Origin of the sequence: Simiduia litorea, assembly GCF_042853465.1 — a bacterium.
In the GTDB taxonomy this organism is placed as follows: Bacteria; Pseudomonadota; Gammaproteobacteria; order Pseudomonadales; family Cellvibrionaceae; genus Simiduia; species Simiduia litorea.
In genome coordinates this window covers 3975852-4002597 of sequence record NZ_AP031497.1, presented here as the reverse complement: position 1 = coordinate 4002597, position 26746 = coordinate 3975852, and the positions used below count along the sequence as shown (strand labels likewise).

Below are 26746 nucleotides of genomic sequence, written 5' to 3'. Positions count from 1 at the left end.
TAAGTACAGATTTCTGTGGTTCTAACGTTGGCGGCCCGAGTCGCGCGTAAACCCCACGCAAAGTCGTGTTGACCCATGCATGTTATTGAATAGCCTACCCACTTCGTTATGCGCCAGAGCTGTGGGCAGCTCTACTGGACCTTTAGCTTTGTCGACGTAGGAGAGGTTCCTGGGCTCGTTAGTCAAAACCGCTCGGTAAATGACTACGAGGGCCTTGAGCTCGGTTATTTGCGTGGCGTTTTTGACATCGTCGCAAGGTGGGTACTTTCGTCAGGTGGATAGTTGCCTCCGAGGCGTATTATTTTGCGCCCGATTGTGAAAATTGTGATAACTTCTTGAAATTAAAGGGAGAGTTGGCGCTGGTACCATAGCTCCGCTCTGGATATATGCCTCGGAGGCGCAATATATTACGCCTCCGAGACACTGAATAAGGCTGTTAAGTTCACTATGAAGAAAACACTGTTGATATTACTAAGCATCGTCACAATCGCATGCAGTGAAAAGGAGAGCCAAGTGTCATCCCCTCCACCATTTGACCCACCAATGACAGATGAACAGGTTCAACTAGCTGGCAATTTATCCGATTCTGATCTGCTAAAAATTGACAGGCAATTACTTAAGAACTCTGCTGTACAATACAGGAAGAGTGCTCGTGTAATTGGTGCAACAATGATGGATATTCAAAAAGAGTACCCTGGCGTTCCTGATGTTTTTTATTCAACTCGCCTTATAAATTTGGTCGAGCAAAATAGATTAGAAGCTCAAGGAGATCTTAGGCGTATGCGCTATAGCGAAGTAAGGCTTGCCAAATAATGTGCACCGTAAACTTAACAAGGCCAGCAAACACCGGCAGCGCAAAAAACGCGCTGCCTCGGCTCGCTACACTGCGTTTCGCTCGCGGTTTCTGGCGGCGTTAAATTACAAGGAGAGTTAAGTGTTAAGACTAAAATTTGGAATTACGATGTTTCTTACGTTAGTAGTGCCAACAAGTTATATTAATAAGCTTTTTCTTTTGGGGCCTTTGGGGGCGGCTATCAAGCAATATCCACCATCGCTGAGCTATGCTATAGGTTTGGCTTTAGGACTCATTATTCCTTTTGTGCTGGCGTCGATATTTATTAAGAAATCCAATTTATACAGACGACTACCAGTGTCAATGCCAGGCCTCAATTTGCTCGTTATTGGTGCGGTGGTAATTTTAATTCCACAGGTATTACCTATTTTTACTTCATTGGTAAAAGGCGGAGGCTTAACGTTCTCTTTAATGCCCTACATGACGTCGTTGGTTTTCGTTGCAAAAATATTGATATATTCCGGCATTATTACACTATTAATGTCAGTAAAACCTCATGAAAGCTATGTGTTTAATTAATTTAACAATGGCGGCCAAGTCGCAGCTATCGTTGCTGGACTCGGCGCTAATCGCGCCTCGCCCTTGCCACCGGCGTTACATGTTTAAATGAAAATCATATTACTTCCCGGGCTAGATGGAACGGGGTTACTTTTTAACGATCTAGTTGCTCAGCTTCCTAAAGAATGGGATGTGAAAATCCTTTCCTACGATTCGATTCAAGATACATCTTATTCCGGCCAAGCGGAGGAAATATCTGAACATTTGAAGGGTATGGATATATTTCTTGTTGGTGAGTCGTATTCGGGCCGAGTGGCATATGAGCTACACCAAATTCTAGGTGATCGAGTCAAAGGTATAGTATTTTTGGCTAGTTTTATTTCAAGTCCGTCTCTTGTTTCTCGGCTGGCAAAATTACTTCCGGTTTCCTTGCTTAGCTCAAATATACTGAGTAGGTTTATCTTGTATCTATTTGGTTTTAATTTTTCAGGTGGCTCTAGCCTCGTAGCGCCAGTATTTGAGTCGATTAAAAAAGCTGACAAGGTGAAGCTAAGGTCGCGCTTACGTAATATCGCAACTTTAAATATCCCAAAACACGATATAAAATGTCCAGTAACATACATACGGCCTACATCTGACTTATTGGTAGGGGTAAAAGCATTTAACGTGCTTGCGTCAAGAGCCGCTCACTTAAACGTAGTAAAAGTTAGAGGTGGTCATTTTATAGCGCAATCAAACCCTGTAGCATGTGGCGAGATAATCTGTAATGCGGTCAGCATGTAACAAGGCGGTCACGCTGACGGCTATTCCGTCGCTTGTTTATGTGGCGATCGCTACGCTGTCACAACACAATCAACTACATAGCCGCAGCTAACCGCGGCGTTAGGTAAATAATGAGATTGATTCAAACTACTAAGTGTCCCATTTGCAGCGAGAACACTGAGGTGAGCTTTCTATACAGCAATAGACCTAGTAAATGGAAATGCGGCCGATGTAAAAGCTTTCTCACGTTTGAAGGTGTTGGCGTTTTTAGTGGCGCATATAATTTCTTAGCTGTCCTTCTTGGATTGTTATTGGTATTTTCAATTGTGAAGTTTTGGCCTGAAAAAGACTTTCTCGCCTTAAAATTAATTGTGGGTATATCTATAGTTCCATTAGGGCTTATATATGACCAGATATTCGTTTATGTAGCGCTACGGAAATTTAGGTTAGTGCCCTACAGTACTTAACAAGCTGTAGCTGCATTTTGCCCGCTGTCGCGGTGGGCTGTCGACTCACTATCGTTCGCGGCAGTACAAAGACGTTATGCAATTAATTTAATCGAAATATTGAGGAATAAATAAAATGTCGGAAGCGTGGGGAAGTATCTTAATAAAGTCGTCAGATGAAGTAATGGCAGCCTTAGAAGCGTCAGATGATAGTGTGAGTTGGGATCTCATAACGAGGTTGTTTAAAGACGCGGGGATAGACTCTTTAAAAAATTTACATCCTCTTTTGTCTTTTAGCGAAGGTAATGAATTTCCGCATGAAGGATTAGAAAGGAACGGTGAATTTATTCATATTACTATATTTGGAGATGAGTGGATGCATGCAATGCAGCCATTAATAAAAATAGGGAAAGGGATTGAGCTGTATGGCTCTATCTCCCATGAACATGGTGCTACTGAATACTATGCATTGAACAAAGATGGGAAATCTTTCTTCGGCTTGATTGACTACGAGTCTGGTGAGGAGTTTGATGAGGAATCCATGATTAAAGAATGGCTGTCATTTGTTCCTAATGAAGTACAGGAAGCATTTCCAGGAGTATTCTCGGACGAAGACGAAGAGTAAACGGGCAATCTCGAACTGTGATAAACAAGGCCTTCGGTGGCCACCGAAGGTGGGTCTTAATTTACCCGTTTTAAAAAGGAATTAAAAATGGCGATAAATCAGCAAAAACAACCATCCAAGGTGCTCAAGTGCCGACGCGCGAAAGGCGCGCGCGTCTTAGCACGGCGTATGAGTGATGAGCACGAACATACCTAAATTTCGTTTTGGACTAGTATCCTTTCGATATCCAGCTTTAGGATTATTGAGCGGACTTATTACCTATCAGCTGGTGACAGAAATTGTTTTGGCAACAATAGTGGGAGTGTTGGTGCCACTTTTAGTGCTTTTTATTGTGATGCAGGTGCGGGTTATAGAATTTAGAAAACACATCAATAGATTTGGTGTGCCAATAATCTCAGATAAGTTAGAGGATGCATACTCAACAGATCTAACTGGGTTGGTTCCATTTAAAAATACATCTGTTGCTTGTACTATAAGCGTTAATACACATGGCCTCGCTTTTGGCCGGCTTGGGGCGTATCGAAAGTTAGCTTGGGCTGAGATTACTTCCATAAAGAAATCATACTACCTCGGCCAACCCGTTGCGGAACTTTCAATAGATAATATGGCGTTAAATGGCTCATTGGTTGTTCCGTGGAGTAAAACGTTAAATGATTATTTGCCACACGGTATTCACCAGCAGAGCTCTTAACAAACAACCAAGCTGGGCTATCGCCCTCGACTCGCTCGCTCGCGATTGTTGCGGGCGTTAACCAACTTAGATAATGAATGACTCCGATTATTTATATCTTTGAAGCAAGCTCAATTCCGGAAGAGTTCAATGATGATGAAAGCATCATTCTTTTAGATAAAGGATTTGAAGGGCGCGACGATGACTCTCCAATATCAATTGATGAAGTGAGCTTTCTAACAACTATTGCAGTTCTATCAAAAACACCGGAAGCGGTATTAGATGGTTTTGTGGAGTGGTGGAAAGAAAAATGTGATGGAGGCATCCGCTTTCAAATATTGACTTCTGATGCGAGTCAAATTCAGGAATCAAGAGCGAAAGAATTAAAGAGACTCACGGAAGATGGATGGTCAATAAAAGCGAATTTCGTCGCTATATGTACTGAATCTGAGGAGGCACGCAATGATGCAATTGAAATCATTCGCGAATCAGAGCTCAAAGTGCATTAAAGGGTTAACAAGTAAAGGTAAGCCGTGGAGAAAAAAGCGCGCGGTTGCTTTAGGTAAAATGCGAGTTCAGTGCTGTTTTTTTTATTTTTTTCATCAGCGTGATGCGACAGAAAATAACGGACTGGGCTTATGTTGGCAATGTTTCTTCGATCGACTCTACAGCGCTAAATACTCCGCCAGTAAATACACATCGCCACGTCCTTCGGATTTCCCAAAGTAGCTTACCGGGTCGCGTTCGCCGTTTTCGATAGTACCAATTTCACAATCGATGTTGAATTGCTTGGCCAGGCTATTAAAAAGATCTACGGGAAATTTAAGGTGCGTGCTCTTGGTAACGGGTTGGCTAATGCCCAGCTGCCATTCCTCACAGTCATCGCTGTCACATTGATTGATTAGTGCGACATTATTTTCTTTGTTTGCTTCAACATAGTTCTGCAGCGCAGCTAGTAACTCTGGCAGGCACTTTTTGAGCTTCTTTTCTTTATTTTCATCGAGGCCGTCGCAGGCGACGAGGAGGTAGATCAGCATTCGTTTGGTCCAGTCGTATTTGCGCCTATCCGATTGCCAAAGCCTTGGCTTACTTCGGTCTATCTATGCGCAGGGTTTAGTGTGCAGTGACTATCTTGATTTATGGTTGCCTATCATAGCAGAGTCATTCATTAACGCGACTGTGCGCTGTATTTATGGCTTGTAGCTGCGTCTCGCTTGAAATATCAAGCCCATAGTGTTGATATCCAGTGAATGATTGATGGTGTGATGGGCGCAATAAGAAGAATGGAACCTAGGGATCTTTCGTGAAAACGTTAATCAAACTAATCGGCGGGTTATTACTCTTGCTCGTGGGTGCTGCAGGCCTGCTTATTCTACTGAGCTGGGAGCCAGATCGGCCTGTGGAGGCTTTAAAGGCCCGGTGGGCCTTGCCGCCCTCGCAGTTTGTTGGTGTCGCCGGTATGCAAGTGCACCTGCGGGATGAGGGGCCGCGCGATGATGGTGTACCTATCGTGTTGCTGCATGGAACCAGTGCATCGCTGCACACCTGGGATGGTTGGGTAGAAGCATTAAAAAGTGACCGGCGGGTTATTCGGTTTGATATGCCAGGCTTCGGGCTTACCGGGCCTGCACCTGATAGCGATTACCGTATTGAAAATTATGCCCGCGTGCTCATCGCGTTATTGGATAGCTTGGGTATTGAGCGCTGTGTGTTGGCCGGCAATTCCTTGGGCGGCCAGGTAGCATGGGTGACGGCGGTGCTCTATCCCAGCCGTGTTGAGCGCTTGGTGTTGGTTGATGCCGCTGGCTACCCGTTCGAGGCTCAATCCGTTCCCATTGGCTTTAAAATTGCTCGCCTACCGCTTTTGAGCGGGCTAATGGAGCGAGTGTTGCCGCGCTCCATTATCGAGAGCAGTGTAAAGAATGTTTATGGCGATCCCTCGTTGGTCACGCCAGCGTTAGTTGATCGCTATTTTGAGCTCACAACCCGTACCGGTAACCGAAAGGCATTGGCGGAGCGCTTTCGTCAGGCGGGGCCGGAGCTGCCGACAGAAAGATTGTCGTCGCTAACCTTGCCGACACTGATTGTTTGGGGTGGGCAAGATCGTCTCATACCGCCGGCGTTGGGTGATCGATTCCAGCGCGAGATTGCCGGTAGCACGTTGGTTCGCTTCGAAGCGCTGGGGCATGTGCCGCAGGAGGAAAATCCGCTACTAACCGTTGCCGCGCTGAAACAATTCCTGGCTCAAGATGAGTAGCGTTATGCGATGGGTATTGTTCTGCGCTTTTGCTATTTAGCAGAGGGTAGAAGTGTTAGCATGATTGCGTTCAGGCGACCCGCAGAGCTAGATGAAGGTTGCCGCTCTATCCGTTTACTAACAAGGATTTAACTATGTCTATTACGCTCATGGATGTGATTTTTAACTTTTGGACAGCGCTCGCCGTACTTGTCTTTATTGTTCTGAAATCATGCATAAAATTCGTACCGCAAAATCGCGCCTATGTGGTTGAGCGCTTTGGTCGCTACCACAAGACTATGGTGGCGGGTCTTAATGGCCTTATCCCCTTTATTGATAAAGTTGCATACAACCAATCACTAAAAGAACATGCTTATGATGTGCCGAGCCAAGCGGCCATTACCAAAGATAATATCTCGCTCATTGTCGATGGTGTCTTGTATCTGAAAGTATTGGACCCCTATAAAGCGTCTTATGGTGTTGATAATTATGTCTATGCCGTAACGCAATTAGCGCAAACCACCATGCGTAGTGAAATCGGTAAAATCGATTTAGATAAAACCTTTGAAGAGCGCGAAAGTTTAAACATTAATATTGTTAACTCCATCAACGTGGCATCGGAACCCTGGGGTGTGCAGGTTCTGCGTTACGAAATTAAAGACATCCAGCCACCGCGTACGATTTTGGATGCTATGGAGCGACAGATGAAAGCCGAGCGCGAAAAACGCGCGACAATTCTTGAATCTGAAGGTCATCGTCAATCTGCCATTAACGTTGCCGAAGGTGCTAAGCAGGCGCAGGTGCTCGCCGCAGAAGCGGATAAAGCCGAGCAAATTCTGCGCGCTGAAGGTGAGGCGCAGGCAATTGTTGCGGTTGCTGAAGCGCAGGCAAATGCGTTAGATACCGTGGGTAAAGTGGCCGCCACAGCCGAGGGTCAGAAAGCCATCCAGTTGGATCTGGCGGGCAAGGCAATCGACGCGAAAAAAGCAATAGCTAGAGATTCTACGGTGGTGTTATTGCCCGACGGTAATACTAGCGCAGCGTCGGTAGTGGCCGAGGCCATGACAATAATCGGCACGCTCAATAGCAACAAGACGTCTTAGGTAGGAGCCGCATTCATGATGGACTATATAGCGAGTCATCAAGCTGAATTCTGGTTAGTTGCAGGCGTGGCACTTCTGGCACTGGAAGTGTTGATCGGTTTTGCCGCCGGTGTGTTCCTGTTTGCTGGTCTTGGCGCGCTCGCCAGTGGCCTATTAATGCTGGTGGGTATTTTGCCCGAGACGTGGATTGCCGGCATTTCTGCAACCGGCGTTAGCGCTGGTGTCCTGGCCGCATTGTTGTGGCAACCTTTAAAGAAGCTACAGGCGAATGCAGTGCCAGAGAAGGATAACAGCAGTGATCTAGTGGGTCACGAATTTGTGCTGACAACGGATGTTAGTCTCACAGTGCCTGGGCAATTGCAGTATTCGGGTGTGAGTTGGCGCATTGTTCTGGACCCCGCGTGCGGTCTAAAAGAGCTCAGTGCCGGTCAGACTGTAAAAGTAAGCTCGGTGGACGTTGGGGTTTTCAAGGTGACGCCGCTCGTTTAACGGAATAATAACAGGCATGAAAAAATTATGTTTAGGGGCTTTGGCATTTTTTTGCGTGCCTGTGTTAGCCGCCGATCGACCCTTATTTGAAACGATGGCCTTATTGGATGCCGCGGTTTTCGAGTCCTTCAATGCTTGCGACAATGCGCAAGAGTTAAATAAACATGCGGCTTATTTTGCCGTGGATGTTGAGTTTTATCACGATGCCGGTGGTGTTACGTGGGATCGCGATACGATGATTGCCAACACTAAGCAATTTGCTTGTGGTAATTATACAAGGGAACTCGTTGCTGGAAGCCTAAGCGATAGCCCGATAAAAGACTTTGGCGCAATCACAACGGGTGAGCATATTTTTTGTCAAACCAAAACGAAAACTTGTGAGGGGAAAGCCGACTTTGTCATGGTATGGCGAAACATTCAGGGTAACTGGCAGATAACACGTGTGCTAAGTTACGGGCATCGCGAAAATATGTAGTGTCACGTCAAAGCAAATGTTTTGTAGATATATTTTTATTAACGCAATTGATGTGCTGATAGATAAATCTCGAGGTTGATTATGTTGCAGTTGAGGCCGAATTGTGAAGCTTGTGACAAAGATTTGCCGCCGGCGTCAGATGACGCGTTGATATGTACTTTTGAGTGCACATTTTGCAAGCGTTGCGCGGTAGAAAAGTTTCGCTGTATCTGTCCAAACTGCGGCGGCAATCTAGTCGAGCGGCCGATACGGCCGGTTGAGGCACTAAAAGCCAACCCTGCATCCAGCAAAAGAATTTTTAAGCGGGAAGGTTGGTAACCAAATAGAAAAAATCGATATTGGATTATTTGTGGTGGGCGCCGCCTTAGGTATAAATACTAGAATACTTTATGGTTCAGCCATCCTGCAGTTTATGGTGCTGTTTTCAGTGTTGCGTGATGACCCAGGTTATTGGGTTAGGTTCATGATGGGATCAATTTATGTCGAATTTTACCGTTGCTGCTTCTAAGCGCCTAACTTACGCTCTCATGGATGAAGCTGACGCCGAGCTGCTGTTTGAATTGGACCAAGATCCGGAAGTAATGAAGTACATCAATGGTGGCACGCCTAATTCGCGCGAAACGATTGAAACCGTTATGGTGCCGCGCATGTTGAGTTACCGCAACCCGCTGAAAGGCTGGGGCTTGTGGAAGGTCTGTGTGATTGAAACCAATCAGTTCATTGGCTGGATTTTAGTTCGGCCGACAGATTTTTTCACCGATGCACCCGAGTGGAATAATCTCGAACTGGGTTGGCGTTTTCTGCAGGCGAGTTGGGGTAAAGGCTACTGCACTGAGGCTGCGCTGCACATTGCAAATGCGCTGAGCGATTGCTCAGAGGTTAAGACTCTGTCTGCAATAGCTTTGCCGGACAATGTGGCGTCTATTTCAGTCATGAAAAAGCTGGGTATGAGGTTCGTGAAGACGGGTTTGCATCGCGACCCTCTCGGTGACAGTGAAGTGGTTTATTACCAGCGGCAGTTGCGATAAATGGATGGCTTGCTGAGGCGCTACATAAACCCTATGTGGCGCCAGTTCAATCGACAGGGAGCTAAATATCGACGCAGAGGGTTCCAGCCAGTGCTCTGCCGGCTTTTGAATGTGTTTCTCGGCCCAACACTGTGCAGATTCCTTGCGCAGCATGGAGAAGTTTCGGCAGGTCGATACCGTGTTGGATACCAAGTCCGCTGAGTAGGTAGACTACGTCTTCAGTGGCGACATTGCCCGAGGCACCTTTTGCATAGGGGCAGCCGCCGAGGCCGGCGATGGAACTATCGAAAACTGACATGCCCATTTGCAAGGCGCGGTAGATGTTGGCGATGGCTTGGCCATAGGTATCGTGTGCATGTAATGCGAGTTGCGACATGGGAATTTTCTTGCTGGTTAAATCAACAACGCGCTCGATAATCGCCGGTGTGCCTGTGCCAATGGTGTCGCCCAAGGATACTTCATAGCAGCCAGCCTGAAATAAAATATCAGAGACCTCCGCCACTTTGCTTGCCGAAATCTCACCTTCATAGGGGCAGCCCGCAATGCAAGAGACATAGCCGCGCACGGGTAGGTTTTGCGCCTGTGCCGCTTGTAAAATCGGCGCGAAGCGCTCGATACTCTCGGCGATAGAACAGTTGATGTTTTTCTGGCTAAAGGCCTCGGAGGCGGCGGCAAAAATGGCTACCTCGGTCGCACCAGCAGCCATGGCTCGCTCAAAGCCCATCATGTTCGGTGTGAGTGCGGCGTAACTAACCCCGGCTTTGCGCGCTATGTTTTGAAAAACCTCTTCGCTGCCCGCCATTTGCGGTACCCATTTTGGATTTACAAAACTGCCCGCTTCAATGTTGCGCAGGCCGGCATCGGCGAGCGTATTGATGAGTGCAACTTTCGCCTCTACCGAAATAGGTTGCTTTTCATTTTGCAAACCATCGCGTGGGCCAACTTCAACAATTTTTACGGCGCTTGGAAATTTCATAGAAAACCTTTTTAAAAGTTTACAGTTTTTTTAAGTTTACAGATGGCAGTTGACAGTTTACAGGACAAACGAGGAGCAACAGCGCGGAAATAATTATCCAGCGGTGCTGCGATCATTGCTGCTGATATTGATTTTGCCCTTCCTGTACGCTGTAAACTGTTTACTCCTTTTCCTTCTTTTCAAAATCCAACAGTAAGGCGCCCCCGTCGACTAATTCTCCTGCGGCAAAAAAGAATTGCTTTACCTGCCCGGCAGCTGGCGCTTTGATGGTGTGCTCCATTTTCATGGCCTCCATCACGAGCAGCGGTGTTCCAGCGGCTACAATTTGGCCGACGTCAACCAACTGGGTCACCAGGGTGCCATTCATGGGCGCGGTGAGGCCGCCAGCGTGTTGCATGTCGGCTTGGTCAGCAATGTCTGGTAATAGGCGCGAGAAATTTAGCGCATGATTATTACAGAAAAGACTGATGTGGTTGTTGTCTTCAGTGACTTGTAATTTCTGCCGGTGGCCATCCATGTCGGCGATTAAATGGTTGCCCACGAGATTGCCCTGTAGGGTGCGGGTCTGGCCGTTGTGAGATACCAAGTAGCGCGTGCTTGGGCCATCACCTTGTTGATCGACCAATAAATGATGCTCAGTGCCGTGCACTAAAATGGAAAACTTGTGCTGTCGGCTGCCGTGTACGCGCCAGGCATCGGCGCGGTTCCACGGCGAGTTGGTGTCGGTGTGGGCGGCGGCTAGCGCTGCTTGTGTTTGCGCAAGCGCCAAATACAGTGCAGCAAATGGCAAGTATTGTTCCAGCAGCTCACCATCTTTCTTAAAAATAAGCGACTGGTGTTTCTCAATAAATCCGGTATCTAAATCCGCAGCGCGAAAAGGCTCGGTGCTGATGAGGTTATACAGGAAAGATAAATTAGTGGTCATGCCGCCAATGCGGTATTCGCTCAGCGCTTGTTGCAAACGGCGCAACGCGCTATCGCGATCTCGCCCCCAGACGACCAGTTTGGCGATCATTGGATCGTAATACACACTGACCTCATCGCCTTGGCGCACGCCAGTTTCTACGCGCACATACTGGCTTTCTAGTGGCGTTTCCAGATACGACAAAGTGCCGGTGACGGGTAAGAAGTCGTTGTCTGGATCTTCGGCGTAAATGCGCGCCTCGAAGGCGTGACCGTCTATACGCAACTGATCTTGCGTGAGCGGCAAAATTTCATCGGCGGCTACGCGCAATTGCCATTCAACCAAATCTTGGTGCGTAATCATTTCGGTGACGGGATGCTCGACTTGCAGGCGGGTGTTCATTTCCATGAAATAAAAGGACCCGTCGTGATCTAGCAGAAATTCCACCGTGCCCGCACCGGCATAGCTAATGGCTTGCGCGGCGGTGAGTGCCGCTTCGCCCATGGCCGAGCGCAGTGCTGGGTCCATGCCCGGTGCTGGTGCCTCTTCCACCACTTTTTGGTGCCGACGCTGGACACTGCAATCGCGTTCGAAAAGATAAACGCCGTTGCTGTGGTTATCGCAGAACACTTGGATTTCAACGTGGCGCGGTTGAGTAAGGTATTTCTCAACTAACATTTTATCGTCGCCAAAGGCGTTCATGGCTTCGCGCTTAGCCGCGTTTAGAGCTTCGTCGAACTCTGCTTCCGACCAAACTTGACGCATACCCTTGCCGCCGCCGCCCGCCGCCGCTTTTAACAGCACGGGGTAGCCCATGGCATTGGCGTGTTTTTTAATCAGCGCGGGTGATTGGTCGTCGCCGTGATAGCCAGGTACGAGCGGTACGCCAGCTTTTTCCATAATGGTTTTGGCGGCCGACTTTGAACCCATAGCTTCGATCGCGCCCAGCGGTGGGCCGATAAACACTACGCCTTTTTCGGCACAGGCTTTGGCAAAGCCTGCGTTTTCCGACAGAAAACCGTAGCCAGGATGAATCGCTTGGGCGTTGGTTTTCAGCGCAGCAGCTAGAATTTTGTCGCCGCACAAATAACTTTCGCGCGACGGCGCGGCGCCTATATGAATGGCTTCGTCGGCCATGGCGACGTGCAAGCTGTGGCGATCGGCGTCTGAGTAGACGGCGACGGTTCTTATGCCTAACTTGCGCGCCGTGCGAATAACGCGGCAAGCAATTTCACCGCGATTGGCGATTAATATTTTACTAAACATGTTTTCTCCCTAAGAGGCCTGCCACTGCGGTTTGCGTTTGTGCAGGAACGCTTGCAAGCCTTCCTGACCCTCCTCCGATACGCGAATTGCAGCAATGCGCGCGCTGGTGTCATCAACTAATGCTTGGCTGATGGGGCGGTTGGCCACATCAAAAACCAATTGTTTGGCGGCGCTTAAGGCCGCTGGGCTGTTGTTCAATAGGTTGCAGACGGCAGTCTCCACAGCTTGATCTAATTCTGCTTCTGCCACGTCTTCACTCACTAAACCTATGGCTTTTGCAGTACTAGCGTTAAAGCGCTCCGCCGTGAGGAAGTAACGGCGCGCGGCGCGCTCGCCCATAGCCGCAATCACGTAGGGGCTGATGGTGGCTGGGATCAATCCAATTTTAACTTCGCTCAAACAAAAACTTGCGCGCGCAGAGGCAAAGGCTAAATCACAACAACTCACCAGCCCCACCGCACCACCAAAAGCCGCGCCCTGTACTTTTGCAAGGGTTGGAAATGGTAAGTGATTTAGTGTGTATAGCATCTTCGCCAGGGCATCGGCGTCGCGCCGGTTTTCCGCCAAGCTATAGCTCGCCATGCGTTGCATCCAGGCGAGATCGGCACCGGCGGAAAAAGATTTTCCTTCGGCCGCTAACACCAATGCGCGCACGCTTTTATCGGCGCTGGCTCTATCGAACGCGGCTTGCAACTGCGCGATCACCTGATCGTCGAAGGCGTTGTGTTTGTCCGGCTGATTCATGGTGACTGTTACAACACCACGAGCGTCTTTTCGGTAATCAATAGTCATTGTCGGCTCCACCTGCTACATGCGGAACACGCCAAAGCGTGTGTCATCGATAGTTTTATTAAGGCTGGCAGAAAGTGCTAAGCCCAGCACGCGACGGGTATCGGCGGGATCGATCACGCCGTCATCCCACAGGCGCGCGGAGGCGTAGTAGGGATGACCTTGCTGCTCGTAGGTGTCGATAACAGGTTGCTTAAAGGCCGCCTCTTCTTCCGCCGTCCAGCTGTCGCCGGTTTTTTCCATCTGGTCTTTTTTGATTTGTGCTAAAACGCCGGCGGCTTGCTCGCCACCCATCACGGAGATACGCGCGTTTGGCCACATGAATAAAAAGCGTGGATCGTAGGCGCGGCCACACATACCGTAATTACCAGCGCCAAAGGAGCCGCCAATTAACACGGTAAGTTTTGGCACTTGTGCACAGGCCACGGCGGTAACCATTTTTGCGCCATGCTTGGCGATACCGCCGGCTTCGTACTGGCGACCAACCATGAAGCCAGTAATGTTTTGCAAAAATATCAAGGGGATTTTTCGCTGGGCGCAGAGTTCGACAAAGTGCGCGCCTTTCTGGGCCGACTCGCTAAATAAAATGCCGTTGTTGGCCACTATGCCTACGGGGTAGCCATAAATGCGGGCGAAGCCACACACCAAGGTGGTGCCGTACAGCGCTTTGAATTCGTCGAATTCTGAACCATCGACGATGCGTGCAATTACCTCGCGCACGTCGTAGGGTTTGCGCGTATCTTTGGGGATAACACCGTAAATCTCTTTGGCGTCGTACAAGGGCTCGACGGCATCGCGCACATCGAGTTGCTGCGGCTTTTTGCGATTTAACCGACCCACGGCGTTGCGCACCAGTTGTAAAGCGTGGTGATCGTTTTGGGCAAAATGATCAGCTACACCGGAGGTGCGGCAATGCACATCGGCGCCACCTAAATCTTCTGCCGAAACCACTTCGCCGGTGGCGGCTTTCACCAGTGGCGGGCCACCTAAAAAGATGGTGCCTTGTTCTTTGACGATAATGGATTCATCGGCCATCGCCGGTACATAGGCGCCGCCGGCGGTACAAGAACCCATCACCGCGGCAATTTGCGCTATGCCTTTCGCCGACATGTTAGCCTGATTAAAAAAGATGCGGCCGAAGTGCTCGCGATCGGGAAACACATCGTCTTGGCGCGGCAAATTTGCGCCACCGGAATCAACCAAATAAATGCACGGGAGATTATTTTGATCGGCAATGGTTTGCGCGCGCAGATGTTTTTTTACTGAGAGCGGGTAGTAAGAGCCACCTTTAACCGTCGCGTCGTTGGCAACGATAATACACTCTTGGCCGTTAACGCGGCCGATGCCAGTGATAACACCAGCCGCCGGCACGGATTCATCGTAAACCCCGTGCGCGGCTAATGCCGATAATTCTAAAAACGGTGAGCCGGGATCGAGCAGGGCATCGATGCGATCGCGCGCCAACAATTTTCCGCGCTCGACGTGCCGAGCCTGAGCTTTTTCGCCGCCACCTTGGTGAATAGAGAGCAAGGTTTTCTGCAGGTCATCGACTTGTGCCTGCAAATGCTCGGCATTGGCCATGAAATCTTCCGCGCGCGGATTAATCTGCGTTTTTAAAATAGGCATAACAGGAACGCTCCTTTGTCGCTCTCAAAAAGCAGTTTACAGTTGACAGCTAACAGGACGGGCGAAGCGTTGGCATTCTGCTGCGCCTTTAATGTTCGTTTTTCCTGTTAACTGTATCCTGTAGGCTGAATACTTTTTTTATTTCGTTTCGTTAAACAATTCGCGGCCAATCAACATGCGGCGAATTTCACTGGTGCCGGCACCGATTTCGTACAATTTGGCGTCGCGCAATAAACGGCCGGTGGCGAATTCGTTGATGTAACCGTTGCCGCCTAAGAGTTGGATGGCATCGAGCGCCATTTTGGTCGCCATTTCAGCGGTGTATAAGATGACGGCGGCGGCATCTTTGCGCGACTCTTCACCGCGATCGCAGGCTTTTGCCACGTTGTACAAATAGGATTTAGAGGCGTTCATACCGGCGTACATGTCGGCTAGCTTGCCCTGCACCAATTGGAATTGGCCGATGCTTTGGTTGAATTGTTTGCGGTCGTGCACATAGGGCACCACGATATCCATACAAGCAGTCATGATGCCGGTTGGGCCGCCGGACAATACCGTGCGCTCGTAATCTAAACCACTCATCAATACCGCAACACCGCGACCCTCGCCGCCGAGAATATTTTCAGCCGGTACTTCGCAATCTTGGAATACCAGTTCGCAAGTATTGGAGCCGCGCATGCCGAGTTTGTCGAGCTTTTGATGGCGAGAAAAGCCTTTGTAGTCGCGTTCGACGATAAACGCGGTCATGCCTTTGGAGCCGGCATTGATATCGGTTTTAGCGTAGATCACATAGGTGTGGGCGTCGGGGCCGTTGGTGATCCACATTTTGTTGCCGTTCAACACATAGTGGTCGCCTTTTTTCTCGGCGCGCAATTTCATCGATACCACGTCGCTGCCGGCGTTGGGTTCACTCATGGCAAGCGCGCCAATGTGTTCGCCGCTGCATAATTTTGGCAAGTATTTTTGCTTCTGTGCTTCGGTGCCGTTTTTGTGAATTTGGTTGACGCATAAATTCGAGTGAGCGCCGTAAGATAAACCCACCGAGGCCGAGGCGCGGGAAATTTCTTCCATGGCAACCACGTGCGCTAGGTAGCCCATGTTCGTGCCGCCGTACTCTTCTTTGACGGTCATACCGAGCAGGCCCATGTCGCCAAACTTCTTCCACATATCCATGGGGAATTCGTTGTCGCTGTCGATTTGCGCGGCGCGTGGTGCCAGTTCACCTTGGCTGAACTGGTAGACGCTGTCGCGCAGCATGTCGATATCTTCACCAAGGCCAAAGTTTAATGTGGGGTAGGGAAAGCTCATGGGGTGTCCTCGCTAAAGTCGGATTATTGTTTCGAGTTAAGGGATTGCTGGCAGCGCTGCTCTGCTTGGTCTAGCTCGGCCAACATGATGTCGATATCGCGTTTTTGTGCTTCGAGTGCCTGCCGGCGCTCCTGAATTTTGCCGATCAGGCGGGTTAACTGGCTGGCGTTGTCGGAGCCTGGGTTGTACATGCCGATGATTTCGCCGCTGTCTTCAAGGCTCAGGCCGAGCCGTTTGCCGCGCAAAATGAGTTTCAGCTTTACCCGGTCGGCGGGGCTGTAGAGCCGCGTTTGGCCCTTGCGCATGGGGCTGAGCAGGCCCTTATCTTCGTAAAAGCGAATGGTGCGCGTGGTGATGTCGAACTCGCGCGCGAGGTCTGAGATGGTAAAGGTGTCGCTCATGGGGGCCTTGGGCTCGCTGGCAGTCGCTCTACAGTGTGAATTAGCCCCATACTTTAGCCAAAGTTTACGTTAACGTAAAGGTAAGCTTTGGTCTAAGTGGGTATCTGTTAACAACCTCGAGCAATAAAGGCGTTGATGCATGCCGCACGGGTGTGACGCCAGAATTCGCTGAGAGAGCAGCCTTGCGCGTTTGGTCAAATAGGCTTGCGCGGTGAGCCGATCATCGGGCTGCCCCTCCTACCAAAGGCGCATAGCCTCGCCCTAGGTATTTGCGCTAGGCTCGGCGTCAAAAGAGGAGACACATTCATGAGTCGATTTACCGCACTAGCCGCCATGGGTCTTGTTAGCAGTCTGTCAGCGCAAGCCGAATTACCGGCACTGAAACTCGAGCCGCAGATTACCGTTTCTGGTATTTCCTCCGGCGGTTACATGGCCACGCAATTTCACGTGGCGCACTCAACGCTTGTCGCTGGTGCGGCCATTGTCGCCGCCGGCCCTTGGTACTGCGCGCAGAATGACTTGGGTCAGGCGTTGAAAAGTTGTGTCGATAAAGCCGAGCCGGCAGTCGACTTGGCTAGTCTGCAGCGCAAAGCGGAAGCGTTGGCTGATGCGGGGGAAATTGACCCCTTAACGGGCTTGCGCGCTGATCGCGTCTGGCTGCTGCACGGTGCCCTGGATACGAAAGTCGCGGCACAGGTGTCAAACCAACTGCAGGCGCAATATGCCAGCTGGATAGACGCCGAAAATCTGGTTTATCTCGATGACAAACCCTTCAACCACACGCTACCCACGCTCGCGGCTGGCGGTGATTGCGATAAGTCTGAGGCGCCCTTTTTAGGACGCTGTCATTACGACGCTGCCGGCGAAATACTGACCCATCTGCTGGGTGAGTTGAAAGCGCCTTTGGCTGCTGCGAGCGGCAAACTATACAGTTTTGATCAGCAGGATCTAGGAGGTGAATCGGCAAAAAGCCTCGCCGACGAAGGTTTTGTTTACATCCCCGATCAATGTGCCAAGGGTGAAACTTGCCGGCTGCATGTTAGCTTTCACGGTTGCCAACAGAACGCTGATGCGATTGGCGATGTGTACGCGCGCGCAGCAGGCTTTAACCGCTGGGCCGAGACCAATCATTTGGTGGTGCTCTACCCGCAAACCCGCAAGAGTTTGTTTGCGCCATTAAACCCTAAAGCCTGTTGGGACTGGTGGGGTTACACTGGCGATGACTATGTCAGCAAAGAAGGCAAACAAATCAAAGCGGTTAAAAGCATGGTTGAACAGCTGTCGAAGTAGCGTGACACATTTTCTGATCCAGCTTTGTTGGACGGTTAGAGAGTATGCCTTGTCGTTTCTAATGCGCCATTGCGTTTGCGGTGTACCTTTTTCACCGCGTGTGTTTCCGCATCGAGAGACATGACGTTGGATTAACGTGACGCATAGCGACACAACACTGCTGCGGACGCGGCGGCTATTAATCCGCTAGTGAGCTTTACGCACATGACACGAAAGCCGTCAGGGCGCGTGGCTACCCAGCAGTCCACAGATTACGTGTCGCACTATCTTTAACCTAGGTGTTTGTGGATACCGTTGCTTTTATAACGAGGGCGCCTTTAAAACAAGGTGCATTTTTAAACATGCGCTTGTGTATCTGAATGCGAAGCAAGGCTCTCTTTCCCGTGTGAATACGTATTCATCGCGCCGCTACTTGCTGCTTTTACTTGCACGCGCCATGCTTTCTTCAATTCGAACGCCGTTTTTTCGCTCGGTTATATTGCAACAATTAACCGCCCACGTGTGCTGCCGAATGAACATACACAGAGTGCAAAATCTGCAGCAGGCGATGTCTGCCGGACAGGAGAGGTAAAGGCTGTAAGCAATTGGAGTGTTACCGGCATTTCGTTTGTTGTTTTAACCGATAAAAATAAACAAGGTTAGAGCAATGAAAAAATCATACATATTGACCCTGGCAATGTCTGTCGCCAGTGTCGCAAGCCCGGCCATGGCCGACTGGTTTTTCCGCGGTACAGCCAATGCCTGGGATGCAACGGCTATGACGCAAGTGGCCGCAAATAACTACCAAACCTGTCAAGCGTTTACCGGCGGCGATGGCGGCGGTGGACCGCGCTTTAAAATTGATCGCTTGGGAAATTGGAGCGAAAATTATCCAGCGTCGGATTACGCTGTCAACGCTAACACCAGTTATCAAATTAACTTCAATAGTGTAACTAAAGCCATCAGTGCTACCTCAGTTGCGAGCTGCACCGGTGGCGGCTTTAGCAAAGTGTTCCCGTCACTTTATTTCCGTGGCACTCCGAATAGTTGGGGTAGTACCGCGATGCAGCTAGTGGCCAATAATACCTGGCAGGTGCAAGTCTATTTCGACGGTCAATCGAACCAGCGCTTTAAGGTGGATGTGCTCGGTGATTGGACGCAAAACTACGGTGACAACGGCGCCAATGGTTCGCTCGAGCAGTCCGGTGCCGATATTTTTTTTAGCGCTCAAGGCGATTATTTACTCACCGTCAATGATCAAACCAAACAGTACAGCCTAGCACTACAAACTTGCACCAATAATTGCGGCACCGGTGTGGAAAGTTTGGGCGCCGTCTACGATTCTGCAGGCACAACATTTTCGCTTTGGTCGCCCGACAGCAGCAGCGTGGCTCTGGTGCTTGAGGGGGTCACTCACAACATGACCTACGCCAATAACGCCGCTGGTTACACCGACGTCTACCAAGTGCGCGTGGATGGCGATTTGCATTTGGCCGAATACTATTTCACTGTTAACGGCCAGCGAGTGCGCGACCCCTACGGTAAAATGGCTGTGCCGCAAAGTGATACCAATATCGTCATGGACATGAGTCGAACCGAACCTGTTGGTGGCTGGGCCGCGCGCCCGGCGCTGGAAAATCGCGAAGCGTCGGTGATTTACGAAGTGCACATGCGCGATTTTACCATCCACGCCAGCTCCGGCGTTGATCCCGCTAAACGGGGCAAATACCTCGGTATGGTGCAGGCAGGAACGACGCACAATGGAGTTAAAACCGGTATCGATCACCTAAAAGAATTGGGTGTCACCCACGTGCAATTGTTGCCGGTATACGATTACGCTACCTGTGACGGCTTGCCCGATAGCGACCCCTGCTACAACTGGGGTTACGACCCGCGTAACTACAACGTACCTGAAGATCGCTATTCCCAAACGCCCACCGATTATGAAAATCGCGCACGTGAATTTAAGACACTGATCAACGAACTGCACAAAGCAGGAATTCGGGTTGTGATGGACGTGGTGTACAACCACACCTATTCAAAGGAGATGTTCAACGCTATTACCGGTAAATACTACACGCCAACGGATTTATCTGGCACCGGCAATTCGATCGATGCCGATGTCCCGATGGTTAGTCGCATGATTCAGGACTCGCTCGAATATTGGGTGGACGAATACAACATCGATGGCTTTCGCTTTGATCTCATAGGCATTTTTTCTCACGCTGAAGTGGAAAAGTGGGGCGCGTATTTGAACAGTAAATACGCGGATCGCAACCTGCTGTTGTATGGCGAGCCGTGGAACGGATACGCCGCTGATCCGAAAGAGGGGCAGCGAGTACGTTACGGTACAACGCGCTTTATGGCACAGGAGCACGTTGGCGTGTTTAACGGCGCCTATCGAGAAGCCATCAAAGGAAATAACGACGGTACGGCCACCGGCTTCATGTTTAATAACGTGTCGGCGGCTGACAATGGTTGGGCTATTTTCGATGGCCTACGGGCTTCGCCTTACGATGCCAATGACAGCCGCAATGGCACCTGGTTTCGCAATTTCACCGGCGATCCCGAGCAGAGTATCAACTACATTTCCGCGCATGATAATTTCGGCCTTTGGGACAAGGTGTATCTGAGTCTCGCCAGCAACGTTGTCCAGAATGCTTCCCATCAGGTGGTGAGTTTGACGCCGCCGGCGGATCTTGGCTATCCGAAGCGGGTGGTGAACTTCGGTATGGGTCAAATTTTTACCAGCCAAGGAATTGCTTTTGTGCATGCTGGCGACGAATTTCTGCGCACCAAAACTGCAGACGAACAAATGAGTCTGGCCTCTGCTTGGAACTACGGCGCTCATGGGGGCACCCATAATAGTTACAATTCGCCGGACAGTTTTAACAGTATTAAATGGCACAATAAAAGCGCGAATGCGCCAACCTTTAATTACTTTAAAAGCCTCATTGCTCTGCGTAAAACGCATGCCGGTTTGCGCATGACCAGTCAGGCTGACGTGGCGCAATATTTGAGCGTTGCTAGGCCGGGTGAGTTTAGTGGCCAAGTCGTGACGGGGTACATTAACTACCCCAGTGATAGTCACAATTTATTTGTGGTCTACAACAGTGGTGCCAATGTTTACGTGAATCTGCCAGCCGGCAATTGGACACGAGTTGCCGATGCCGATGGCGCAACTCAGGTTGCGGGGTTGTCCGGCTCGGCCTTAGCAGAGGGCACGGCGGTTACGGTCTTTATTCAGGCTAGGTGATCACATCGTCGTAAAAACGCTCGGCTTTGGTCGAGTGCTTTTATACGATTTAACTAGCTCAGGCACTGCACAGTATAAAAAGTCGTAGCGGGGTGTTTACCGGTAAATCAGGGTGTTTCGCCGCGTTGTACTGTCTTTGGGCGATGAAGTGTGGTTTTCTTTCTCAACTTTTGATGTTTTGACAGGGTGAAAAGGGAGAAATCATGCGCTTACTAACAGTGTCGGCAATGTTGCTGATAGGGGTAATGACCTGGCTGCCAGTGCAGGCCGAGGTGCATTTAGGTTTGGACGAGTGCAAGGTGAGTTTCGCCGAAGATTTTTCGGTGGCGCCGGAGGGGGTTGCCAGTACGCAGGGCGAAAAGGCTTACCTTATTAGCCCCAGTGGCGGCATCAGTATCGATGGCAAGCCCCTCACCTTAAATGCTGAGCAGAAGCAATTGGCGGCCAATTACGCGCAGGGCTTGCAGGCGTTTATCCCGGGGTTAGTTGCCTTTGTGGGTGATGTGTTGGAGCTGGTTGGCAAGGTATTGGGCGAGGCTTTCGCGGCCGCCTTCGGTGAAAACAGCGAAGCGTCTAGCGCTATTCGTTCCTCGCTTGAGAAGGCCCAGCTAAAACTTGCCGAGCGCGTTAGCAACCACGAGGGTACTTATGAAATTAAGTCTGAAGGCATTGATGCCGTCGATGAAGCGTTCGACGAAGAAGTTGAACAGGCCATTGAAGATGCGGTTGCGGCATCCATGGGCAGCATCTGGTCGCTGTTAGGCAGCGCACTTTTTTCCGGTGAGGGCACCTTCGCATCGCGCATGGAAGCCTTTGGTGAAAAGATGGAAACCTTGGGCAACAGTATCGATAAAAACATGGACGGTAAAACAGAAAGCTTAGAGCGCAGAGGCGAGCAGTTGTGCACTAAAGCGCGCAACATCGAGCGTTTTGAAAGCCGCTTGCGGGCCTCTGTGCCGGCATTGGCGCAGTACAAAATTATGGTCTTGCGTGCCGCTAATTAATGCCTCTGTTAAACAGGCGCTGGTTAATGTAACCAGCGCATTTTCATTGCAATTGCGCAGCGTTCAGTAGGTTTTGGTCGGCTAATTTGCCGCGCTCAAACACGTTGACCCCCTGTCGACTTCCAACCTCTTAATTGTTTTTGCAGTCATCAGTTGTCACGCAATTATCCACGCGCGGGTCGCGCTATTTACTCGGCGGCGATACTGGCTAGCTGATTTAATTGATTGTCGAGTAGTTTGCGGTAGGGCGGCAACATTTGCTCTACCCGCGCGCTGCGTTGATCTGCGCGGGCGGTGAATTGGCAGCGTTCGGTGAGGGCTTCATCGAGTAGTTTGACCGAAATAATGGTCGCTCTCATGCCGCCCGGCTTTAGCTGCCGAGTGAATTGAGAGCGCAGATTAGCGCTGGCCTCAAAGGGTAAGATGCGGGCGCCGAGTTGAATGGCAAGATCACTTTTTTCACTCAGCGCGTGGAGTAGCTCGGCACTGCAAATTGCTTTCAGGCTGGCTTCCGATCTGACTTCATCGGCAAACACCAAGGTCAGTTGATGGTTCTGTAGGCCGAGGCTTTCGCCGCCGTAAAGCGACATAACACCTTGTAATTGGGTTTCGAATTTTGAAAGCAGGCGCTTGAAGGCTTCGGCGTTGAGCTCGGTGTGAAGCTGTTCTAAGTTCAGCAGGTCAAGGGTCAATTTGACTTTGCGCACCTTGCTTGTGTTAACCGGCTTCAATTCTGGTTCGGGTGCGGGCTTGCTCGGGGTGTCTTGCCGGTAGAGCATGGTGGCAGTGCCTGTTAAGGCAAGCAGGGCGAGGCCGGTGAGCAGTATGCGACCGTAAAGACGGTAGCGGTTATCCAGCGCTTCGGTGGCGTCGATTGCCACGGTCACATAGCCGGCAACACTGTCTTGCAGCACGATGGGCGCGGAAAATTGCAGCAATTTACTGCTGGGTTGCAAAGCGTTTAGGCTACCGTTTTGCACCAGCAGGCGATTTTCCACATCGTGAATAGTGGCGCCAGCGACATTGAGGTTTTCGCCAATATCGGCCAGCAGTGCAGTCAAGCTCACCCGGTCTTGGTTGAGCATGGCCGGCTCTGCCTGCTCTGCCGCCATGTTGGCCATGGCTTGGCCGTAGCGCTGGGCGACGTTGTTCAATTGTTGATCCAAGTAGCGGTGTAGCTGCCAGCCGCAGGTGAGCAGCATCAAGAGCGCCAGCGCGACGGTAAACGCAAAGGGTTGATTGCGCCTCAGTAATGCACTTAAACGCCGCGACAGGGCCGATGGCGCCTGCTCTGGTTGCTGATCAATATTATTGTTCTGGTTGGTCATAAGGTCCGATTGTTGCTGGGCAACCGCAAAAGGCCGGTTAGTTTAGCCTAAAGTGAGGTGAAAACTATATAATGCCGGCGCAATCTGAATATTGCTGGCACGGATGCGCCCAAGCGGCCGTAATTACGGCCCGTTATTCACACTCAAACACCGGAACAACCTCTGTAACCGGAACAACCTTTCTAAATAGGTACTGTCTGTCATGGCATCGCTCGTGTTGACCAGCTTTAAAAACAACCAAACCCTTGCCCAGGTGCTTAGCCAGCTGGATCAGCTGCCTTTGTCTTGGCATGACCTATCAGTGCAACCTAGCGCTGATGGCTTTGTGTTGACCGCGCAGTGCGAGGCGCCTGTGGATGCAGGCGCTATGCAGGAGTCTATTGCTGAGTTGCTCCCCGATGTGCTGGTGCAGGTTAGCGATAGCGCTTATTTAGCTTGTGATTACGTGATGACGCTAATGGCGCAAGATTTAAAGCCTCGGCATCTAAATGCCGTGCTGGCGAAATTAGAGCCGATGGGTTTGCAACTGCAAACATTGAGAAGCTTATCTAAAGGCAGTAATCGACCTCGCAAAGCCTGGCAGCTGCGCTTGAGTGGCAATACCGATTTAAAGCACGCGCGGGTTAGTTTGTTGGAATTGGCCGATAACTTGGGCGTCGATATTTGTTTGCAACCGCGAGCCGACTTTGCCAAGCAAGCTGGGCTGATTTGCTTCGATATGGACTCGACGCTGATTAAGGCCGAATGCATTGATGAGTTGGCGCGCGAAGCGGGTATCGGCGAGCAGGTGTCGGCGATTACGGCGTCTGCCATGCGCGGCGAGATAGATTTCGTCGAAAGCTTCACCAAGCGCATGGCCTTATTGAATGGTTTGCCGGAAACCGTACTCGCTGGTATCGCCAATAAATTAGAGTTTATGGCGGGTGCCAAGGTGTTAATTAACACCTTAAAAGCGCGCGGTTTTCACACCGCAATTTTATCCGGTGGGTTTGTGTATTTTGCTAAATATGTGCAACAGCATTTGGCTATCGATGAAATTCACGCTAATGAATTAGAAATTATCGATGGCAAAGTGACTGGCCGCGTTACTGGCACGGTGGTGGATGGCAAACGCAAAGCAGAATTAATTCAGACTTTAGCCGCTGCGCGTGGTTTAGGTTTGCAGCAAGTTATAGCGGTAGGTGATGGCGCCAACGATTTACCCATGCTTGGCCTCGCCGGTTTAGGTGTAGCCATTCACGCTAAGCCGCTGGTGCGCGCGTCGGCAGATTACGCCATCAGCCACCTCGGTTTAGATGCGCTGTGTTATTTGCTCGGCTTGGATGACGATGACATCATGGATGCTCGTTAACGGCAAAGCGAGCTATTTGCTGATCAATATTTTGTGCGGCCTGTTTTAGCGCCTGCGCTGTACTCACGAGTGAGCCAATTTCGCTGACGCTGGCGTCTGAGTCGGATTTTATGTTGGCGGCATTTTGCTCGATGTCGACGATGGCGTTAGATTGTGTTGCCGTTGCGCTGGCGATGCCTTGGTTCATGTTAGCTATCTGCGTAATGGCGTTGGCAATGCTGGATAGCAAGCGAGATGTCCGATCGATATTCGTCACGCAAACGCCGACACCTTGTTGACTGGCAGCCATGGCATCGACAGTGGCTTTGCTGCCTTTTTGTAAGCGTTGAATCATACCTTGAATTTCTTCTGTGGATTGTTGCGTGCGCGACGCGAGTGTTCGCACTTCGTCGGCCACTACGGCAAAGCCACGTCCCTGTTCGCCGGCGCGAGCGGCCTCAATGGCGGCGTTAAGAGCGAGTAAGTTTGTTTGCTCTGCAATGCCGCGAATCACGTCGAGCATTGAACCGATGCTGGTGGTTTCGCTCGCTAATTCGGTAATGACTTGCACCGCCGTATTAACTTGTCGCTCTAGCTCTGTAATTGCCGTGTGTGTATCTTGGCTGCACTGCTGCCCCTCTTGCGCATCCGTGTCGGCGCGCTTTGCGTTTTCTGCTGCCTGATGTGCATTTTCCGCGATTGATTTAATCGAGGCCGACATGTCGCCGCTTGCGTTGGCGATAATACCTATTCGTTGTTGCTGTTGATTGGATCGCTGCTGTAACACCGTCGTGAGTTTATCGAGCTGCTGGCCGCCTTGGGCAATAGTGCCGCTGCTTTGTCGGGCGCCGGCGACGAGCTGATCCAGGCTTTCAATGAAGCGATTAAAGTTGCCGGTTAATTCCTGCTCGTTGTTTTGGCAGCGTTGGGTTAAATCAATTTTTTCGCCATCGGTAATCGCGGAAGCTGTATTTTTTAAATCGAAAGCCACTTCTGCTTCTGCTTTCAGATCAATGCTCATCCACACTAAAAATGCGGCTTCGATTACGACATAGAATGCATGTAGGAAAATGATACCCCAGCTACGGTTATTAGCATCAAGAACCCAAATGCTACCGCCGCTTTGTTGCATGGCGTAAAAGGCTAGGTGGTGCACGGCAATACCGCCGGCCATTGCGACAATAGGAACCCAGTCTCGATAATAGGCAAGTAGAGCGAGTAGGACAAAAATAATAAAATGGGCTTCGATCATCCCGTGGGCGAGGTGGATGTGCAATGCAGCCATGACCACAAAGGCGCCTGCCATGGTGAGGCGGCTAACAATTGTGCCCGGCATAATTTGACTCACTAAAGTTGCTGCGGCCGCTGTTGCGCCACCCACAATGAGGGCCAATAGCCAAAGGTCATAGATGCTTGCAAGCGCCAAGCCGAGGAGTAGGCAGCCATACAATGTTGCCAATAGTACTTTGTCTGCCCGCTGGTAATAGGATGTTAGTGGGGATTCTTGTTGCATAAGTCAATATCCTGCGCGTTTGCCATTGGCTGGCGTTAACCCCTCACCTGATGCCTAATTGCCTGTTACTACTCTGTTTTTTGCGTACAGAAGCAGCCAACACCTGTGGTGTGAATGACATCCGGTAGATAACCGAGTAGTAATTGATCCAGTAGAGGTTCAACCAGCCCATCTCCCAATGAGCATAGCAGACTGTCGCTGTAGGGCCCGAAATACGCGAGCTGGCCTTGGGCGCTTACTAGTGCAACGGCGGGCGTTGCCACATTAAGCTGGGTGGGAAGTGGCAAGGTTTGGAAGATGATGCCTAAGGGCTCGTATTTGGCCTTAATAGCTTGGCGGTGCGGCTCATTGAAACGATTGCAAAAACAGTCGTCTCGGCCTAGATGGATAAGCGATATTTTGCCCGGCACACTGGCGCGCGTGAGCAACGCTGAAAACTCGGTGCCGTCAAATAGTGCCAGTTGGTCTAGCGAGGAGAACTGTTCGTTCCAGCGCCATTGGTAGTACCAAAAGGCGCCGGCGGACAGGCTCAACCAGAGGGTGATAACGAAACTAACGAGCCAGTATTTGGCGCGCGGACTCAGGGGCACG

Annotated in this window: 26 protein-coding genes; 16 read left to right on the top strand and 10 right to left on the bottom strand. The window is 50.4% G+C overall.

Annotated elements, in window-relative coordinates:
• Positions 1-447: 447 nt before the first annotated feature.
• The 6 genes from ACGHTT_RS17720 (at position 448) to ACGHTT_RS17695 (ending at position 4363) form a co-directional block, all read left to right on the top strand.
• Positions 448-813, top strand: coding sequence for a DUF3658 domain-containing protein (locus ACGHTT_RS17720; RefSeq protein ID WP_390592319.1), 366 nt, complete (start codon positions 448-450; stop codon positions 811-813).
• A 121-nt stretch (positions 814-934) separates the two neighbouring features.
• On the top strand, positions 935-1372 hold the full coding sequence (locus ACGHTT_RS17715; protein ID WP_390592318.1) for a hypothetical protein: 438 nt from the start codon (positions 935-937) through the stop codon (positions 1370-1372).
• Between the two features lie 87 nt (positions 1373-1459).
• On the top strand, positions 1460-2134 hold the full coding sequence (locus ACGHTT_RS17710) for an alpha/beta fold hydrolase (RefSeq protein ID WP_390592317.1): 675 nt from the start codon (positions 1460-1462) through the stop codon (positions 2132-2134).
• Positions 2135-2695: 561 nt separating this feature from the next.
• Positions 2696-3184, top strand: coding sequence for a hypothetical protein (locus ACGHTT_RS17705; RefSeq protein WP_390592315.1), 489 nt, complete (start codon positions 2696-2698; stop codon positions 3182-3184).
• Positions 3185-3356: 172 nt separating this feature from the next.
• Positions 3357-3875 carry a hypothetical protein gene (locus tag ACGHTT_RS17700; protein WP_390592314.1) on the top strand — a complete coding sequence of 173 codons (519 nt, stop codon included), beginning with the start codon at positions 3357-3359 and terminating at the stop codon, positions 3873-3875.
• Between the two features lie 77 nt (positions 3876-3952).
• On the top strand, positions 3953-4363 hold the full coding sequence (locus ACGHTT_RS17695) for a hypothetical protein (protein ID WP_390592313.1): 411 nt from the start codon (positions 3953-3955) through the stop codon (positions 4361-4363).
• Between the two features lie 156 nt (positions 4364-4519).
• Here ACGHTT_RS17695 and ACGHTT_RS17690 read toward each other — a convergent pair whose 3' ends face one another.
• The gene (locus ACGHTT_RS17690) at positions 4520-4891 is read right to left on the bottom strand and encodes a hypothetical protein (RefSeq protein ID WP_390592312.1); all 372 of its coding nucleotides are present in this window, start codon (positions 4889-4891) and stop codon (positions 4520-4522) included.
• A 266-nt stretch (positions 4892-5157) separates the two neighbouring features.
• Between ACGHTT_RS17690 and ACGHTT_RS17685 the strand changes: the two genes are divergently transcribed.
• The 6 genes from ACGHTT_RS17685 to ACGHTT_RS17660 all read left to right on the top strand — a co-directional run bounded on the left by ACGHTT_RS17685 (position 5158) and on the right by ACGHTT_RS17660 (position 9185).
• Positions 5158-6111, top strand: a complete 954-nt coding sequence (locus ACGHTT_RS17685) for an alpha/beta fold hydrolase (RefSeq protein ID WP_390592311.1) — start codon at positions 5158-5160, stop codon at positions 6109-6111.
• Positions 6112-6245: 134 nt separating this feature from the next.
• A complete protein-coding gene (locus ACGHTT_RS17680; protein WP_390592310.1) occupies positions 6246-7193 on the top strand; it encodes an SPFH domain-containing protein in 948 nt (315 codons plus the stop codon).
• Between the two features lie 15 nt (positions 7194-7208).
• Positions 7209-7682: an NfeD family protein gene (locus ACGHTT_RS17675; RefSeq protein ID WP_390592309.1), complete on the top strand. Its 474-nt coding sequence runs from the start codon at positions 7209-7211 to the stop codon at positions 7680-7682.
• A 16-nt stretch (positions 7683-7698) separates the two neighbouring features.
• Positions 7699-8157 (top strand): nuclear transport factor 2 family protein, encoded by a 459-nt coding sequence (locus ACGHTT_RS17670; protein ID WP_390592308.1) that lies wholly within the window; start codon positions 7699-7701, stop codon positions 8155-8157.
• A gap of 81 nt (positions 8158-8238) precedes the next feature.
• Positions 8239-8475: a DUF1272 domain-containing protein gene (locus tag ACGHTT_RS17665; RefSeq protein ID WP_390592306.1), complete on the top strand. Its 237-nt coding sequence runs from the start codon at positions 8239-8241 to the stop codon at positions 8473-8475.
• A gap of 161 nt (positions 8476-8636) precedes the next feature.
• Complete coding sequence (locus ACGHTT_RS17660) at positions 8637-9185, top strand: GNAT family N-acetyltransferase (protein WP_390592305.1); 549 nt, start codon at positions 8637-8639, stop codon at positions 9183-9185.
• A 61-nt stretch (positions 9186-9246) separates the two neighbouring features.
• Here the strand turns inward: ACGHTT_RS17660 and ACGHTT_RS17655 are convergent, their stop codons facing one another.
• The 6 genes from ACGHTT_RS17655 to ACGHTT_RS17630 all read right to left on the bottom strand — a co-directional run bounded on the left by ACGHTT_RS17655 (position 9247) and on the right by ACGHTT_RS17630 (position 16455).
• Positions 9247-10161 (bottom strand): hydroxymethylglutaryl-CoA lyase, encoded by a 915-nt coding sequence (locus tag ACGHTT_RS17655; RefSeq protein WP_390592304.1) that lies wholly within the window; start codon positions 10159-10161, stop codon positions 9247-9249.
• A gap of 160 nt (positions 10162-10321) precedes the next feature.
• Positions 10322-12331: an acetyl-CoA carboxylase biotin carboxylase subunit gene (locus ACGHTT_RS17650; protein WP_390592303.1), complete on the bottom strand. Its 2010-nt coding sequence runs from the start codon at positions 12329-12331 to the stop codon at positions 10322-10324.
• 9 nt (positions 12332-12340) lie between these two features.
• Positions 12341-13123 (bottom strand): enoyl-CoA hydratase/isomerase family protein, encoded by a 783-nt coding sequence (locus ACGHTT_RS17645; RefSeq protein WP_390592302.1) that lies wholly within the window; start codon positions 13121-13123, stop codon positions 12341-12343.
• 15 nt (positions 13124-13138) lie between these two features.
• On the bottom strand, positions 13139-14701 hold the full coding sequence (locus tag ACGHTT_RS17640; RefSeq protein WP_390595078.1) for a carboxyl transferase domain-containing protein: 1563 nt from the start codon (positions 14699-14701) through the stop codon (positions 13139-13141).
• A gap of 183 nt (positions 14702-14884) precedes the next feature.
• A complete protein-coding gene (locus ACGHTT_RS17635; protein WP_390592301.1) occupies positions 14885-16054 on the bottom strand; it encodes an isovaleryl-CoA dehydrogenase in 1170 nt (389 codons plus the stop codon).
• Between the two features lie 23 nt (positions 16055-16077).
• Positions 16078-16455: a MerR family DNA-binding transcriptional regulator gene (locus tag ACGHTT_RS17630; RefSeq protein ID WP_390592299.1), complete on the bottom strand. Its 378-nt coding sequence runs from the start codon at positions 16453-16455 to the stop codon at positions 16078-16080.
• 306 nt (positions 16456-16761) lie between these two features.
• Between ACGHTT_RS17630 and ACGHTT_RS17625 the strand changes: the two genes are divergently transcribed.
• The 3 genes from ACGHTT_RS17625 (at position 16762) to ACGHTT_RS17615 (ending at position 21984) form a co-directional block, all read left to right on the top strand.
• Positions 16762-17745 (top strand): PHB depolymerase family esterase, encoded by a 984-nt coding sequence (locus ACGHTT_RS17625; RefSeq protein WP_390592298.1) that lies wholly within the window; start codon positions 16762-16764, stop codon positions 17743-17745.
• Between the two features lie 646 nt (positions 17746-18391).
• On the top strand, positions 18392-20980 hold the full coding sequence (locus tag ACGHTT_RS17620) for an alpha-amylase family glycosyl hydrolase (protein ID WP_390592297.1): 2589 nt from the start codon (positions 18392-18394) through the stop codon (positions 20978-20980).
• A gap of 203 nt (positions 20981-21183) precedes the next feature.
• Positions 21184-21984 (top strand): DUF2884 family protein, encoded by an 801-nt coding sequence (locus ACGHTT_RS17615; protein WP_390592296.1) that lies wholly within the window; start codon positions 21184-21186, stop codon positions 21982-21984.
• Between the two features lie 188 nt (positions 21985-22172).
• Here ACGHTT_RS17615 and ACGHTT_RS17610 read toward each other — a convergent pair whose 3' ends face one another.
• Entirely contained in the window at positions 22173-23312 is a 1140-nt protein-coding gene (locus ACGHTT_RS17610) for a hypothetical protein (RefSeq protein ID WP_390592295.1), read from the bottom strand.
• 202 nt (positions 23313-23514) lie between these two features.
• Here ACGHTT_RS17610 and serB point away from each other — a divergent pair, with 202 nt between their 5' ends.
• On the top strand, positions 23515-24663 hold the full coding sequence (gene serB, locus ACGHTT_RS17605; protein ID WP_390592294.1) for a phosphoserine phosphatase SerB: 1149 nt from the start codon (positions 23515-23517) through the stop codon (positions 24661-24663).
• Here serB and ACGHTT_RS17600 read toward each other — a convergent pair.
• Positions 24647-26155 carry a methyl-accepting chemotaxis protein gene (locus tag ACGHTT_RS17600; protein ID WP_390592293.1) on the bottom strand — a complete coding sequence of 503 codons (1509 nt, stop codon included), beginning with the start codon at positions 26153-26155 and terminating at the stop codon, positions 24647-24649. The two genes, serB and ACGHTT_RS17600, sit on opposite strands and share 17 nt — an antisense overlap.
• A 68-nt stretch (positions 26156-26223) precedes the next feature.
• Positions 26224-26745, bottom strand: a complete 522-nt coding sequence (locus tag ACGHTT_RS17595) for a DUF6436 domain-containing protein (RefSeq protein ID WP_390592292.1) — start codon at positions 26743-26745, stop codon at positions 26224-26226.
• Position 26746 lies beyond the last annotated feature (1 nt).

Bases quoted from the DNA above. Each gene is read 5' to 3' on its own strand.
- ACGHTT_RS17720 (WP_390592319.1), top strand. From the start codon at position 448: ATGAAGAAAACACTGTTGATATTACTAAGCATCGTCACAATCGCATGC.
- ACGHTT_RS17710 (WP_390592317.1), top strand. From the start codon at position 1,460: ATGAAAATCATATTACTTCCCGGGCTAGATGGAACGGGGTTACTTTTT.
- ACGHTT_RS17705 (WP_390592315.1), top strand. From the start codon at position 2,696: ATGTCGGAAGCGTGGGGAAGTATCTTAATAAAGTCGTCAGATGAAGTA.
- ACGHTT_RS17695 (WP_390592313.1), top strand. From the start codon at position 3,953: ATGACTCCGATTATTTATATCTTTGAAGCAAGCTCAATTCCGGAAGAG.
- ACGHTT_RS17690 (WP_390592312.1), bottom strand. From the start codon at position 4,891: ATGCTGATCTACCTCCTCGTCGCCTGCGACGGCCTCGATGAAAATAAA.
- ACGHTT_RS17680 (WP_390592310.1), top strand. From the start codon at position 6,246: ATGTCTATTACGCTCATGGATGTGATTTTTAACTTTTGGACAGCGCTC.
- ACGHTT_RS17675 (WP_390592309.1), top strand. From the start codon at position 7,209: ATGATGGACTATATAGCGAGTCATCAAGCTGAATTCTGGTTAGTTGCA.
- ACGHTT_RS17670 (WP_390592308.1), top strand. From the start codon at position 7,699: ATGAAAAAATTATGTTTAGGGGCTTTGGCATTTTTTTGCGTGCCTGTG.
- ACGHTT_RS17665 (WP_390592306.1), top strand. From the start codon at position 8,239: ATGTTGCAGTTGAGGCCGAATTGTGAAGCTTGTGACAAAGATTTGCCG.
- ACGHTT_RS17660 (WP_390592305.1), top strand. From the start codon at position 8,637: ATGTCGAATTTTACCGTTGCTGCTTCTAAGCGCCTAACTTACGCTCTC.
- ACGHTT_RS17655 (WP_390592304.1), bottom strand. From the start codon at position 10,161: ATGAAATTTCCAAGCGCCGTAAAAATTGTTGAAGTTGGCCCACGCGAT.
- ACGHTT_RS17650 (WP_390592303.1), bottom strand. From the start codon at position 12,331: ATGTTTAGTAAAATATTAATCGCCAATCGCGGTGAAATTGCTTGCCGC.
- ACGHTT_RS17645 (WP_390592302.1), bottom strand. From the start codon at position 13,123: ATGACTATTGATTACCGAAAAGACGCTCGTGGTGTTGTAACAGTCACC.
- ACGHTT_RS17640 (WP_390595078.1), bottom strand. From the start codon at position 14,701: ATGGCCAATGCCGAGCATTTGCAGGCACAAGTCGATGACCTGCAGAAA.
- ACGHTT_RS17635 (WP_390592301.1), bottom strand. From the start codon at position 16,054: ATGAGCTTTCCCTACCCCACATTAAACTTTGGCCTTGGTGAAGATATC.
- ACGHTT_RS17630 (WP_390592299.1), bottom strand. From the start codon at position 16,455: ATGAGCGACACCTTTACCATCTCAGACCTCGCGCGCGAGTTCGACATC.
- ACGHTT_RS17625 (WP_390592298.1), top strand. From the start codon at position 16,762: ATGAGTCGATTTACCGCACTAGCCGCCATGGGTCTTGTTAGCAGTCTG.
- ACGHTT_RS17620 (WP_390592297.1), top strand. From the start codon at position 18,392: ATGAAAAAATCATACATATTGACCCTGGCAATGTCTGTCGCCAGTGTC.
- ACGHTT_RS17615 (WP_390592296.1), top strand. From the start codon at position 21,184: ATGCGCTTACTAACAGTGTCGGCAATGTTGCTGATAGGGGTAATGACC.
- ACGHTT_RS17610 (WP_390592295.1), bottom strand. From the start codon at position 23,312: ATGACCAACCAGAACAATAATATTGATCAGCAACCAGAGCAGGCGCCA.
- serB (WP_390592294.1), top strand. From the start codon at position 23,515: ATGGCATCGCTCGTGTTGACCAGCTTTAAAAACAACCAAACCCTTGCC.
- ACGHTT_RS17600 (WP_390592293.1), bottom strand. From the start codon at position 26,155: ATGCAACAAGAATCCCCACTAACATCCTATTACCAGCGGGCAGACAAA.